This window comes from Knoellia sp. LjRoot47 (assembly GCF_964253435.1).
In the GTDB taxonomy this organism is placed as follows: Bacteria; Actinomycetota; Actinomycetes; order Actinomycetales; family Dermatophilaceae; genus Knoellia.
Window position 1 is genome coordinate 1,601,051 of the sequence record NZ_CAXUQS020000001.1, and the last position, 12,127, is coordinate 1,613,177.

Annotated in this window: 14 protein-coding genes; 7 read left to right on the forward strand and 7 right to left on the reverse strand. The window is 71.5% G+C overall.

Features of this window, described 5'->3' with window-relative positions:
• The first annotated feature begins 23 nt into the window (after positions 1-23).
• Together ACSQ11_RS07790 and ACSQ11_RS07795 are read left to right on the forward strand one after the other, a co-directional pair.
• The gene (locus ACSQ11_RS07790) at positions 24-221 is read left to right on the forward strand and encodes a hypothetical protein (RefSeq protein WP_436004570.1); all 198 of its coding nucleotides are present in this window, start codon (positions 24-26) and stop codon (positions 219-221) included.
• 156 nt (positions 222-377) lie between these two features.
• Complete coding sequence (locus ACSQ11_RS07795; RefSeq protein ID WP_436004571.1) at positions 378-1,136, forward strand: hypothetical protein; 759 nt, start codon at positions 378-380, stop codon at positions 1,134-1,136.
• 28 nt (positions 1,137-1,164) lie between these two features.
• Here ACSQ11_RS07795 and ACSQ11_RS07800 read toward each other — a convergent pair whose 3' ends face one another.
• Positions 1,165-1,962: a spermidine synthase gene (locus ACSQ11_RS07800; protein WP_436004572.1), complete on the reverse strand. Its 798-nt coding sequence runs from the start codon at positions 1,960-1,962 to the stop codon at positions 1,165-1,167.
• Positions 1,963-2,035: 73 nt separating this feature from the next.
• On the reverse strand, positions 2,036-3,781 hold the full coding sequence (locus ACSQ11_RS07805) for a bifunctional metallophosphatase/5'-nucleotidase (RefSeq protein WP_436004573.1): 1,746 nt from the start codon (positions 3,779-3,781) through the stop codon (positions 2,036-2,038).
• Positions 3,782-3,965: 184 nt separating this feature from the next.
• On the opposite strand from ACSQ11_RS07805, the gene ACSQ11_RS07810 reads away from it, so the two are divergent.
• Genes ACSQ11_RS07810 through ACSQ11_RS07825 form a run of 4 tightly spaced genes read left to right on the forward strand, consistent with a single transcriptional unit; the run spans position 3,966 to position 5,668 of the window.
• Positions 3,966-4,352, forward strand: a complete 387-nt coding sequence (locus ACSQ11_RS07810; RefSeq protein ID WP_436004574.1) for a sterol carrier family protein — start codon at positions 3,966-3,968, stop codon at positions 4,350-4,352.
• 1 nt (position 4,353) lies between these two features.
• Positions 4,354-5,214 carry an LLM class flavin-dependent oxidoreductase gene (locus tag ACSQ11_RS07815; RefSeq protein WP_436004575.1) on the forward strand — a complete coding sequence of 287 codons (861 nt, stop codon included), beginning with the start codon at positions 4,354-4,356 and terminating at the stop codon, positions 5,212-5,214.
• Positions 5,215-5,224: 10 nt separating this feature from the next.
• The gene (locus ACSQ11_RS07820; protein WP_436004576.1) at positions 5,225-5,473 is read left to right on the forward strand and encodes a hypothetical protein; all 249 of its coding nucleotides are present in this window, start codon (positions 5,225-5,227) and stop codon (positions 5,471-5,473) included.
• Between the two features lie 9 nt (positions 5,474-5,482).
• A complete protein-coding gene (locus ACSQ11_RS07825) occupies positions 5,483-5,668 on the forward strand; it encodes a hypothetical protein (protein ID WP_436004577.1) in 186 nt (61 codons plus the stop codon).
• On the opposite strand, the gene ACSQ11_RS07830 is transcribed toward ACSQ11_RS07825, so the two are convergent.
• From ACSQ11_RS07830 to ACSQ11_RS07850, 5 genes are all read right to left on the reverse strand, one after another.
• Complete coding sequence (locus tag ACSQ11_RS07830) at positions 5,665-6,630, reverse strand: NAD-dependent epimerase/dehydratase family protein (protein WP_436004578.1); 966 nt, start codon at positions 6,628-6,630, stop codon at positions 5,665-5,667. The genes ACSQ11_RS07825 and ACSQ11_RS07830 overlap by 4 nt on opposite strands.
• Before the next feature lie 74 nt (positions 6,631-6,704).
• Positions 6,705-7,481 (reverse strand): anti-sigma factor, encoded by a 777-nt coding sequence (locus ACSQ11_RS07835; protein WP_436004579.1) that lies wholly within the window; start codon positions 7,479-7,481, stop codon positions 6,705-6,707.
• Positions 7,478-8,026 (reverse strand): ECF RNA polymerase sigma factor SigK, encoded by a 549-nt coding sequence (sigK, locus tag ACSQ11_RS07840; RefSeq protein WP_436004580.1) that lies wholly within the window; start codon positions 8,024-8,026, stop codon positions 7,478-7,480. The genes ACSQ11_RS07835 and sigK overlap by 4 nt, the downstream gene beginning before the upstream one ends.
• 87 nt (positions 8,027-8,113) lie before the next feature.
• The gene (locus ACSQ11_RS07845) at positions 8,114-8,761 is read right to left on the reverse strand and encodes a fasciclin domain-containing protein (RefSeq protein WP_436004581.1); all 648 of its coding nucleotides are present in this window, start codon (positions 8,759-8,761) and stop codon (positions 8,114-8,116) included.
• Positions 8,762-8,866: 105 nt separating this feature from the next.
• Positions 8,867-10,462 (reverse strand): molybdopterin-dependent oxidoreductase, encoded by a 1,596-nt coding sequence (locus tag ACSQ11_RS07850; RefSeq protein WP_436004582.1) that lies wholly within the window; start codon positions 10,460-10,462, stop codon positions 8,867-8,869.
• Between the two features lie 89 nt (positions 10,463-10,551).
• On the opposite strand from ACSQ11_RS07850, the gene purF reads away from it, so the two are divergent.
• On the forward strand, positions 10,552-12,126 hold the full coding sequence (gene purF, locus ACSQ11_RS07855) for an amidophosphoribosyltransferase (RefSeq protein WP_436004583.1): 1,575 nt from the start codon (positions 10,552-10,554) through the stop codon (positions 12,124-12,126).
• Position 12,127 lies beyond the last annotated feature (1 nt).

A 12,127-nucleotide genomic window follows, 5' to 3' on the forward strand; every position in this document is an offset into this window, starting at 1 on the left:
AGTGCACCAAGGAAGGTCGGCCGATGAGCAAGCCCGAGAACGAGGGGTTGTCGCTGGGCTACCGCATCGGCTACCGCATCCAGTACGCGATGTGGGAGGTCTTCGGCCCCGCCCAGCTCGGCGCCGGCGACGACCCGCAGATGCGGCTCAAGCGTCGGCGCGCGGCCAAGGTCGAGGCCGCCCGCGCTGCACGGCTCGCTCGCGAGGCCGACGCCGCCTGACTCGCCAGTTGTCGGGGGCATCCTGCGTCGTCGCCGGGAGCTTGACCCCCGACAGCGAGAGATGGTCCCGACAAGCCTGCGTCGTGGGCAGCGGGGCGGCCTCTACCCTGTCCCCCAGAGCGTGCGCGACGTCGCGCGCGCGTGGGGAGGGGACCCATGGACCTGCGGGAGATGCCGACGGACCGGCTCGGCACGGTCAGCGTCCGGTTGCTGGCAGCGGCGTCCGTGCTGACCACGGCCGGGATCGGCTTCAGCACGTGGGCGAGCTGGCGGCAGATCGGGCAGTCCTTCAGTGCCGAGGGCACGCCCATCCCCAACGACGTGGGCTTCCAAGAGCGTGTGAGCATCACGATCTTCCAGTCCAGCTTCGGAACCGGAGGTCTCCAGCTGTCGCTGGCCGCCGTGCTGCTCGCGTGCGCCGTTATGGCCCTCCAACTGCACCCGACGCCGTCGCGGGTCCGATCGCTGCGCTGGGAGGTGCTCGCAGCGGGCGTCGTGACCCTTGTCCCCACGGTCGTGCTCGTGCTCGGCAACCTCTACATCCTGACCGACCCTTCGGACAACGACGCTGACGAGGCGATCATCGGGTCACCGTCGATGATCGACATCGTCGGGAACGGCCTCGCGATCGCCGTGGGTGCCCTCGTGGTGCTGGTCCTCGCCGCCCTCTGGTGGGTCCGCCTCGGAACCGCACCTGACGTCGGCGGCGCCGACGCCGTCGACGGCGACGAGGAAAGCGAGGTCGTCAGCAACCATGTCGACGGCGAGGACGGACCCGAGCACGTCCCCCAGACGCCGCGGTCGCCCGCCGCCGCGAACCGCTCCCCGGACGGCCCCGCACACGGCACGTTCGGCGAGCCCACCCGGGACTACTCGCGGGACTGGTCGCCCGAGGACTTCCGGCCGCCCCGCTGACCCGCCCCCGACACCTGCGGGAAGCAGGTCAGTCCGGCGGTTCGGGCGACTCGGCCGTGTCGTCCCGCTCCGCACTGAACGGGTAGGCCCCACCCGCGCGGGCGAGCACCTCGCTCGGTGGCACGACGCCCGTCGGCAGCGGCTGGCGTGCCGCCGCCCGACGCATCGCGTCGAGCGGGAGCGCGTCGAGCGAGGCCATGAGCACGACGTTGCCGAACCCCTTGCCCTTGAGGACGTGGTGCAACCCGACGTATGCCGTCTGCGCCCCCGGTCCCAACGCTGCCCGGGCACCCGAGGCGACGCGCGCGGCATACCGGAGTCCGGGCCGGTCGCCGAGGTTCGCGAGGAACACCCCTCCCGGCGCGAGGACCCGCGCGACCTCGCCCAGCCACTCGACCGTCGTGAGGGAGGCGGGAACCTGCCCGCCGGCATACGCGTCGAGGACGACGACGTCGGCGCTGCCGTCGGCCAGGCCGGCCACGCCCTCCTCGCCGCGCAGCGGCCGCACCCGGATCCGGTGACCCCGGGGCAGCGGGATCTCCCGTCGCACGAGCTCGGTCATCGCGGTGGCCGGCTCGAGCACGATCTGCGGTGAGCCGGGACGGGTCGCGTGCACCCAGCGCGCCAACGTCAGCCCGGCCCCGCCGACGTGCGTCACCCGCAGGGGCGCCGGCCTGGCGAACCCGGCGTCGATGCAGAGGGCCAGCTGCTGGACGTACTCGAAGACGAGGTGGAGGGGGTCGCCGAGGTCGACGGCGGACTGGGCGTGGCCGGCCACCCTGATCCACGTGACGTCGCCGTCCTGCTCGAGCTCGAGGTCGTCCACCCCCACAGACAAGCACCCCCCGCGCCGTGGTGGCGCAGGGGGTGCCCGGGTGCGGAGTCGATCCGCGGACCGGTCAGAGGCCGCCGATGCGGCTGGCCGGAGCGGTGAGGCCGGGGTTGGCCTGGAAGTACGCGACGAGGTTCGCGAGATCCTCCGGACCACCGGCGCGGTTCGTGCCCTGGGTGAAGGCGGTGAACAGGTCGCCACCGTCCGCGAGGAAGTTCAACGTCCCGACCCGGTAGGTCTTCGTCGCCTCGATCGGCGCCCCGTTGAGGGCCATCGAGCCGTTGACGACGCGCGAACCCTGCGGCTGCGAGGCATCCCAGTCGTAGGTGAAGCCCTTGGACACACCCAGCGCAAGCATGGGGCGCGAACCGCGGGCAGCCACCGGCTGGTACTGCTGCTCGAGGACCTGGCGGATCTGGTCGCCAGTGAGGTCGATGCTCACGAGCAGGTTGTTGAACGGAGCGATGTCGAAGGCCTCGGCATAAGTGATCTGTCCCGGTGCCTCGGAGTACTTCGGCTTCATCGGCAGGTCTTCGCGCACGCCACCGACGTTCATGAAGGCGATCTGGGCACCTCCCTCGTTCGGCCCGTCGGTGCCGGCGAGGATGGCGTCGGCGACGACATCGGCCATCGGCGTCTCGATGCCGCGGTTACCGCTGGAGTCGCCGAGGATGTCCTCGGTGTGGGTCCCGACGATCTGGGCCTTGAGCGGTCCGGCGAGAGTGTTCCACTTGTCGATGATCTTCGTGATGGCGCCGTCCTTCGGAGCCGTCTGGGCGACGAGGTGGTTGGTAGCGGTCGAGCGGTCACGCATGACCTCGCCGCTCTTGGTGTTGATCACGAGCGACGTCTCGGTGACGGCGCGGCCGTAGTCGTGCGCGCTCGTGACGAGGCGGTCGTTGCCGGCCGGGTCCGGAAGCGAGCAGATGTAGGCCTGGTGAGTGTGGCCTGTGATGATCTGGTCGACCTCGGGCGTGATCTGGGCGGCGATCTGGGCGATCGGGGCGGAGATGCCGTTGCAGTCGTTGATCGTCCCGGTCTGGTAGCCGCCCTCGTGGAGAAGGACGACGATCGACTTCACGCCCTGCTTCTTCAGGGCTGCGGCCTGGGCGTTGGCCGTCTGGACCTCGTCGAGGAAGTCCACCGAGGACACGCCGGCCGGGCTGACCAGCGTCGGTGTCGCCTCGAGGGTCATGCCGATGAAGCCGATCTTGACTCCGTTGACGGTCTTGACCGACGTGCCGGGCAGGAGGGTCTTGCCGTTGTCCTTGCGGACGACGTTGGCCGAGAGCCACTGGAAGTCGGCGCCTGCGTAGGGCGACTGCGGGAAGTAGCAGCCGTCGGTCGGGTGACAGCCGCCGTTCTGCATGCGGAGCAGCTCGTCGGTGCCCTCGTCGAACTCGTGGTTGCCGACGGAGCTGACGTCGAGGCCCATCTGGTTGAGCGACTCCACCGAGGGCTCGTCGTGGAACATGCCGGACAGGAAGGGCGAGCCGCCGATGAGGTCTCCGGCCGCCACCGTGAGGCTCGACCCCTTGCCCACCTTGGAGCGCAGGTTGCTCAGCGTCGTCGAGAGGTACTCGGCCCCACCGACCGGAGTCTGGCTCGGGTCCTCGGCAGGCGTGAGCTTCGGGTCGGTCGCCTCGAGGTGACCGTGGTAGTCGTTGAACGACAGCAGCTGCACCGTCGTGAGGTTGGGGTTGCCCTTGGGCTTGTCCTTGGTGTCGCCGCTCGCGGGCGCCGCCGCGAGGGTCGCGGCGCAGGCCGCCGCCAGAACGGTCGCGCCGACCCGGCGCCTGGTGGTGATCGTCATGCCAACTCCTGGTTCCGCCACTCCGGGGTGAGTGCGTGCGTCGTCACCGGCAGGGGCTCGGCAACTCGGCCCATGTTGCCGCAGAGCGCCGGCGAAGTCTCTGCCTCTGCATAACTATTTATGACATCCGAGTGAAGTGTCCGCCGCCTCCCGGACCGTCGGTGGCCGGACCTACGATGCCGGTATGCCGTCCCGTCGCCGAGTGCCCGTCGCCGCAGGTCACGCGGCACTCACGGCCTGGGCCGCCGACCCCGCCGCCAGCGACCGGACGACGACGGCGACCGCGGTCCGCTTCACCCTCGAGGAGCTCGGGATCCGGGCTCCCGGCCGCAGCGTCGAGGTGCGGGTCCCGCCGTTCGGCGTGGTCCAGTGCATCGAGGGCCTGCAGCACCGGCGGGGCACCCCGCCCAACGTCATCGAGACCGACGCCGACACCTGGCTGGGGCTCGCCGTGGGCACGCTCGACCCCGCCATGGCCGCCGGTGCGGGGCGCCTGCGGGTCAGCGGCACGCGAGCGGACCTCACGGCATACCTCCCGCTCTTCGACGACCTCGAGAAGAAGGTGACCTGACGTGCGACACGGGATCTCGATCCTCCCCGACCTGCCCTGGCGCGAGGCGGGGCCGCGCTGGCGGGCCGTCGAGGAGATGGGCTTCGCGCACGCGTGGGTCTACGACCACCTCGTGTGGGGCGGCCTGCCCGACAGCACGTGGTTCCCGGCCGTCCCGACGCTGGCCGCCGCAGCTGGCGTGACGTCGACCATCGGGCTCGGCACGTTCGTCACCTCGCCCAACTTCCGCCACCCCTACGTCTTCGCCCGCGACGTCCTCGCTCTCGACGACCTCTCCGGCGGGCGCTTCCTCTGCGGTCTCGGCACCGGGGGCGACCTCGACTCCGCGGTGCTCGGGGAGTCGCACCCGGTCAAGGCTCGCGTCGACCGCTTCCACGAGTACGTCCCGCTCCTCGACCGCCTCCTGCGCGAGGATCACGTTGACCACGACGGCGAGTGGTATGCCGTCCGCGACGCCCGGACACTGCCCGGTCCCGTCCGCGACCGGGTGCCGTTCGTCGTCGCCGCCAACGGGCCGCGCTCGCTCCGACTGGCCGCGAAGCACGGGCAGGGCTGGGTGACGACCGGCCCGGGTGGCGCCGAGACCCTCGACGCGTGGTGGGCCGGGGTCGAGGGGCTCGTGCAGAGGTTCGACGCGCTCGAGGGCACCGCCGGGCTCGACCGCTACCTCCTGCTCGACGCCTCGCCGCAGTTCTCGCTCGAGTCGGTCGGCGTCTACGAGGAGATGACCGGGCGGGCGGCTGCGCTCGGCTTCACCGACACGATCACCCACTGGCCGCGGGCCGAGGACCCGTATGCCGGCTCGCTCACGACCCTCGAAGCCGTCGCCTCCGGTGTCGTCGCCGCGGCACACGCGAAGTAGCGTGGTGCCCGTGAACCCCGAGATCCGCCGCCCCAACCACCTCCGCGTCCTCATCATCGGAGCCGTCGTGGGGTTCGCGCTCGGTGGCTTCCTCGGCGTCTATCGCGGGCTCGAGTCCTCGGCCCGCACGACCGCCGGCGAGTACTCCACCTCGACGTCCGTGGGCTACCTCGGGCTGCTCGGGGCGATCGTCGTCGGCCTGCTCGCGGCCGGGCTCTCGGTGCTCATCGAGACGATCTCCGAACGCCGCAACCGCTGAGGTGAGGTCATGAGCCGACAGGTGCGCGTCATCCTCGGAGCGGTGCTCGTCGTCGTGGGGGCGATCTGGACCCTCCAGGGGCTGGGTGTGATCGGCGGCAGCGTGATGACGGGTGTGACCCTGTGGGCGGTCATCGGCCCGGTCGTCATCGTGCTCGGTCTCGTGCTCGCACTCGGCGGCCGGCGCACCACCTAGCCCGCGCGCAGGGCGGACACCGTCTCGGCGAGGCCCTGGTCCAGCGGGCGGCAGTGCCACCCGAGCTCGCGCTCGGCCTTGGCCCGCGACCCGGTGTAGCTCGCGAGGGACGCCCGCAGCGACTCCGGGTGGTAGCTCGACGGCAGGGGGAGGACCTTGGCCAGCGGCGTCATCGCCCGCTCGGTGAGGCGGACGACGGCAGCAGGGACGCGCATGGGTGCCTGGGTGCCGGCGAGCGTCGCGACTCTCTCCAACACGCCGGCGAGGGCGGCCGGCTCTCCGGCGAGCATGTAGTCCTCACCGGCGACCCCGCGCTCCATCGCGAGGACGTGCCCACGTGCCACGTCGCCGACATGGGCCCACATGAGGGTGCCCCCGCCGCCCGGCACCTGCACCCGGCGCCCGGCGACCACTCGCGCGACGAGCTCGCCGACCTGTGAGGTGTCGCCCGGGCCGTAGATGGCGCCGGGCATGACGCTGACGACGGGGAGGCCGCGGGTGAACAGCTCGTGGGCGACCTCGTGGGCCTGCGCCTTGGTGCGGTCGTACTCGCTGAGGTGGTCACCGGTGAAGCGGTGGGACTCGTCGTGGAGGACGCCGCCGGTGTCGGAGTTGATGGCCAGGGTGCTGGTGTGGACGACCTTGGGGGTGCCGGCGCGCAAGGCGGCGGACAGCACGTTGCGGGTGCCCTCGACGTTGACCCGCCGGCCCGGCGACGGGTCGCGCTCGCCGAGCTTGTACCAACCGGCAACGTGGAACAGCCCGTCGGCGCCGGCGAGCAGGCGGTCGAGGGCGTCGTCGCTGTCGAGCTCGCCCTCCACGAGCTCGACGCCGAGGTCGGCGAGGTCACGCGCCTTCGCCGGAGTGCGAACCAGGGCGACGACCTCGTGGCCGGCCCCGACGAGCTGGCGGGTGAGCTCCCCACCGACGAACCCCGTGGCTCCCGTGACTGCGTAGCGCATGAGCGTCATTGTCCACCGCGGACGGCAGCCTGCGGCCGGCCCGGGCGAACGGCTCGCTCAGGTGAAGGACTCGCTCAGGCGAAGGAGAAGAGGGCCACCGGGTCGCTGGTCGGGTGCTGGGACCCCGACTCGGGCTCGAGCGTGATGCCGGCGCGGGTCGCGGTCCTGGCGTCGCCTTCGAGCGGGACCGTGACGGCGTGGCCGGTGGTCGGGATGAGACCGGCGCTCACCATGCCGCGGCCCGGCATGTCGAACCACAGCTGGTAGGCCTTGCCCGACGGCGGGGCCGGCATGTCGTCGGCGAGGAAGACCGCGCGACCGACGGTCCGGCTTCGGACGAGGGTGACCTCGGAGGCGCCCATGGGCAGCTCCAGACGCTGGGCGTCGTCGGCGCGCAGCACCTGCTCGGTGGCGGTCAGCTGTGCGGGCGAGTCCTCCCAGGGCTGCCAGGCGACGCCACCGATGGTGATGACGGCGGCAGCGACGGCCGCGGCGAGCCACGGGCGCAGGCCGCGCCGGTCGCGCCGCGCGGCGAGCTCGTCGGCAGGGACGGTTGCGACGGCGACCGGTGCCGACGCCGGGTCGCTCGCCACGGTCGGGGCGGGAGCCGAGGGTTCGAGGGGTGAGAGCTGGCGGGTCTGCGAGACCGCGGACAGGATCGAGGCGCGCAGCGCCGGCGGGGGTGCGAGCTCGACGTCGGAGGCCAGTGTGGCCGCGGCGGCACGGAGTTCGGCCACCTCGGCGCGGCAGTCGGCACACTGATCGAGATGGATCTCGAAGGACCGTCGCTCGTCGTCGGTCACGGCATTGACGGCATACGCGCCGGCCAGTGCGTGCGTGTCTGGGTTCATGCCGTCACCTCCAGAGTGTCTCGCAGTCGGATGAGTCCGTCTCGGATGCGTGTCTTCGCCGTCCCGAGCGGGATGTCGAGCAGCGCCGCCACCTCGCTGTGCGTGTGTCCACCGAGGTAGGCCAGCTCGACCGCTCCGCGTTGGGTGTCGGTCAGGGTGGACAGGGCCCGGCGGACGCGTTCCTGGTCGAGGCGGACCTCGACCTTCTCGAGCGTGGAGTCGTGCTCGCGCTCGGCAGTCGTGACCTCGTAGGTCACTTCACGTGCCTTGCTGGCCTCCGCCGAGCGGACCCGGTCGACGGCCTTGCGGTGGGCGATCGTGAGCATCCACGACAGCGGCGACCCCTTGGCAGGGTCGAAGCGGGTGCAGTGCGTCCAGATGTCGAGGAAGGCCTCCTGGGTGACCTCCTCGCTCTGCGCCCGGTCGCGCACGACCCGGACCACGAGACCGTGAAGGCGGGCCGCTGTGGCGTCGTAGAGCTCGGCGAACGCGCCCTCGTCACCACGGGCGGACCTGGTCAGCAGGCTGACGAGGTCCGGCCCCACGGCAGCGGTCGGAAAGGATTCATCTCCACTACCGACCGCTGCCATAAGGACCATGATTGCCTACGTTCGCTCAGAAGTGCTCAGCGGTCAGGAGGCCGGGAGCAGGACGCCGTCGATGAGGTAAACGGTGGCGTTGGCGGTCTGGACGTTGCCGCAGACGACCTTGGCCTCGCCGACGGTGAAGTCCTCGCCGCTGCCGGCGACCGTGATGGTGCCGCCGCCGAGGGTCTTGTGGTCACCGGCGAGCTTGTCCGGGGAGATCTTGCCCTCGACCACGTGGTTGGTGAGGACCTTGGTGAGCAGGCCCTTGGGGTCGGCCATCGCGCCGTCCATCGTGGCCTTCGGGACGGCCGCGAACGCGTCGTTGGTCGGCGCGAACACGGTGATCTCGGGGGCGTTGTTGAGGGTGTCGACGAGACCGGCGGACTTGACCGCGGAGACGAGCGTCGACAGGAGCGGGTTGGCGCTCGCGGCGGTGGCGACCGGGGCCGTCATCATGCCGTCGAACGATCCGGCGCCGGAGGCGGGGACCTGGTCGCAGGCGGCGCCGAACGGCTTGTCCATCATCGCGTCGGACGGCGACTCGGAGGCGCTGGTGGACGGGCTCATCGACTCGGAGGTGGAGGAGCTGGCCGCGGTGTCGGTGCTGGTGTCGTCCGAGCTGCCACAGGCAGCGAGGCCGAGGGGCAGGGCGAGCGCGAGAGCGAGGACTGCGGGGCGGTGCGTGAGCTTCATGATCGTCTCCTGTGTGGGGGTGGATGACACTCGTGGTTCGGTGCTGCTCCCACATCGGATGGGTTCTCGCCCAACCTTTTTCACTTTTTCTCGTCGGTGCGTTCGTCAGCCGACGGTGACGGGGATCGAGTGCCACCCCGTGGCGCCGCGGGGGAACGGCTCGGCCCGCTTGTCCGTCTGGACGGCACCGGTGAGGTCGGTCGCGCGGACGGTGAGCTCGTGCCGCCCGGGCTTGGCGTCCCACGCGAGATACCACTGGCGCCAGTAGTCGACGTTGGCGTCCGGTCCGAGGGTGGCCTCCTGCCACGGGCCCTCGTCGATGCGGACCTCGACCTTGGCGATGCCGCGGCCCTGGGCCCAGGCGACACCGCCGATGACGTTCTCCCCGGTCTTGAGGTTGGCGAGCCCGCGAGGGGTGTCGATCCTCGACTGCGTGAGGATGCGCCCGTCGATGGCCCAGTCGCGCTCGGTCCAGTACGCCTTCTTCGCGGCATACGTCGTCGCCGTGAGGCGCTCGAGCCACTTGGTGGAGCCGACGAAGCCGTAGAGGCCCGGGGTGACGAGCCGCACGGGGTAGCCGTGCCGGCGGGGCAGCGCCTCGCCGTTCATGCCGATGGCGACCAGCGCGTCGCGGTCGTCCATGAGTGCCTGCACCGGTGTCGAGATGGTCATGCCGTCGACGGAGGTGCTGAGGATCTGGTCGGCGTCGTCCCTGACCCCGGCGCGCTCGAGCAGCTGCCGGACCGGGACCCCGAGCCAGCGCGCGCCGCCGATGTAGGGGCCGCCGACCTCGTTGCTCACGCAGCACATCGTGATGTCCTTCTCGACGAGGTCCATGCCCGAGAGCTCGGCGAAGTCGATGCTGAACGGCTTGTCGACGGAGCCGTCGATGGTGAGCTTCCACGAGTCGACGTCGACGCGGGGGATCACGAGGGCGGTGTCGATCCGGTAGAAGTCCTTGTTGGGGGTGCGCCAGGTGGCGATGCCCTTGACCTTGCCCTCGATGCCCGCCTGGAGCGGCGCGAGGGTCTGGGAGGGGGCAGGCAGCGTGATCGTCGACGGCGAGATGGCGTCGGCGGTGAGCTTCTGTCCGAGCGCTCCGACGGCGGCGGCGCCGACGGCCGTGCCACCTGCGGCGAGGAGGAAGGTGCGGCGTCCGCTCGTGACCGGCTCCCCGGTGCCGCGAGCGTTGTGGTCGATCGGGCTCTCGGGGGTGGCGCCGGCGGGAGTGGTGGCGAGAGGCACCGCCTCGTCGCGGTGGAGGCGGCCGAGCAGGAGCGTGAGCACACCGACGCCGACGATGCCGGTGACGAGACCCGGGACGATGTCGAGCTGGCCGGCGGTGGGGCGGAGGACGGCGGCGGCCGCGGCGAGCGCGGCGAGTCCGACGATGACAAGCCGGCCGGCGAGCGGCCGGGTGCGCGACACGAGTCCCGCGACGGCCGCGAGGAGGAGGGTGACGACGGCGACGCTGCCGATGAGGATCGGCTTGTCGTTGGTGCCCATCGTCCGCACCGCCCACTCCTTGACGGGGGTCGGTGTCGCGTCGATGACCTGCGAGCCCACCGCCAGCACGGGTGAGGACTCGGGTGCGACGAGCGCGGCCACGAGGTGCCCGGCGGCGGCACCGGCGGCCGCTGCGAGGAGGCCGCTGACGGCATACGGCCAGCGGGACTGCGACGACGGAACGGGAGCGTCCATGGCAAGCCATTCGGAGCCGAGCCCGGCGTGGATGGGTCGAGGGACGGCACCGGCACCGGGGTCCCGCGAGGTCGTGGGACACTGGGAGTGTGGCACGCGGAGACGGACGACTGACCCACGACCTCATGCCCGGCGAGAAGGGCCCCCAGGACGCGTGTGGCGTCTTCGGGGTCTGGGCTCCGGGTGAGGACGTCGCCAAGCTGACCTACTACGGGCTCTACGCCCTGCAGCACCGCGGGCAGGAGTCGGCCGGCATCGCCACGAGCGACGGCCGCCGCCTCCTCGTCTACAAGGACATGGGCTTGGTCTCGCAGGTCTTCGACGAGCGCTCGCTCGGCTCGCTCAAGGGCCACCTCGCGATCGGTCACTGCCGCTACTCCACGACCGGCGCCTCGACGTGGGAGAACGCCCAGCCGACGCTCGGCGGCCACGACGGCGGCACGCTCGCGCTCGCCCACAACGGCAACCTCATCAACTCCGCCGAGCTGCGCGACCTCGTCGACGAGGCGACCGGCGAGGCGCGCCACCGCGGCGAGATCGGCCGCGGCAACACCACCGACACCGCGCTCGTGACCGCGCTGCTCACCGCCGACCCCGACCGCACCGTCGAGGACGCGGCGCTCGAGGTCCTGCCGAAGCTGCGCGGAGCCTTCTGCTTCGTCTTCATGAACGAGCACACCCTGTATGCCGCCCGCGACCCGCAGGGGATCCGTCCCCTCGTCCTCGGTCGCCTCGAGCGCGGCTGGGTCGTCGCCTCCGAGACCGCCGCGCTCGACATCGTCGGTGCGTCGTTCATCCGTGAGGTCGAGCCCGGCGAGCTCATCGCCATCGACGAGGACGGCCTGCGCTCGCAGCGCTTCGCCGAGACCGACCGCAAGGGCTGCGTCTTCGAGTACGTCTACCTCGCCCGCCCCGACACGACGATCAACGGTCGCGTCGTCCACGAGGCCCGGGTCGAGATGGGCCGCACCCTCGCCCGCGAGCACCCCGTCGAGGCCGACCTCGTCATGCCGACGCCCGAGTCGGGCACCCCGGCCGCGATCGGTTACGCGCAGGAGTCCGGCATCCCCTACGGCCAGGGGCTCGTCAAGAACGCCTACGTCGGGCGCACGTTCATCGCGCCGTCGCAGACCATCCGCCAGCTCGGCATCCGGCTCAAGCTCAACCCGCTGCGCGAGGTCATCAAGGGCAAGCGCCTCATCGTCGTCGACGACTCGATCGTGCGGGGCAACACCCAGCGCGCCCTCGTCCGGATGCTCCGCGAGGCGGGCGCGGCCGAGGTGCACGTGCGCATCTCGTCGCCGCCGGTGCGGTGGCCCTGCTTCTACGGCATCGACTTCGCGACCCGCGCCGAGCTCATCGCCACCGGTATCGGGGTCGAGGAGGTCTGCAACTCGATCGGCGCCGACTCGCTGGGCTACATCTCCGAGGAGGGGATGATCGCGGCGACCGAGCAGGAGCCCGAGCGGCTGTGCTCGGCGTGCTTCACCGGCACGTACCCCATCGAGCTGCCGACCTCGGACCGACTCGGCAAGGGCCTGCTCGAGCTCGAGTTCCCGGTCGACGAGGGCGTCACCGACGCCACCGAGACCGGCACCCTCGACGTGGACCGCGTCGCGGTCACCGCATCGGGCGGGGCGGCCGAGGCCGTCCGCCGTCCCTGAC

Coding starts and splice junctions, on each gene's coding strand:
- ACSQ11_RS07790 (WP_436004570.1), top strand. CDS start 24: ATGAGCAAGCCCGAGAACGAGGGGTTGTCGCTGGGCTACCGCATCGGC.
- ACSQ11_RS07795 (WP_436004571.1), top strand. CDS start 378: ATGGACCTGCGGGAGATGCCGACGGACCGGCTCGGCACGGTCAGCGTC.
- ACSQ11_RS07805 (WP_436004573.1), bottom strand. CDS start 3,781: ATGACGATCACCACCAGGCGCCGGGTCGGCGCGACCGTTCTGGCGGCG.
- ACSQ11_RS07810 (WP_436004574.1), top strand. CDS start 3,966: ATGCCGTCCCGTCGCCGAGTGCCCGTCGCCGCAGGTCACGCGGCACTC.
- ACSQ11_RS07825 (WP_436004577.1), top strand. CDS start 5,483: ATGAGCCGACAGGTGCGCGTCATCCTCGGAGCGGTGCTCGTCGTCGTG.
- ACSQ11_RS07830 (WP_436004578.1), bottom strand. CDS start 6,630: ATGCGCTACGCAGTCACGGGAGCCACGGGGTTCGTCGGTGGGGAGCTC.
- ACSQ11_RS07835 (WP_436004579.1), bottom strand. CDS start 7,481: ATGAACCCAGACACGCACGCACTGGCCGGCGCGTATGCCGTCAATGCC.
- ACSQ11_RS07845 (WP_436004581.1), bottom strand. CDS start 8,761: ATGAAGCTCACGCACCGCCCCGCAGTCCTCGCTCTCGCGCTCGCCCTG.
- ACSQ11_RS07850 (WP_436004582.1), bottom strand. CDS start 10,462: ATGGACGCTCCCGTTCCGTCGTCGCAGTCCCGCTGGCCGTATGCCGTC.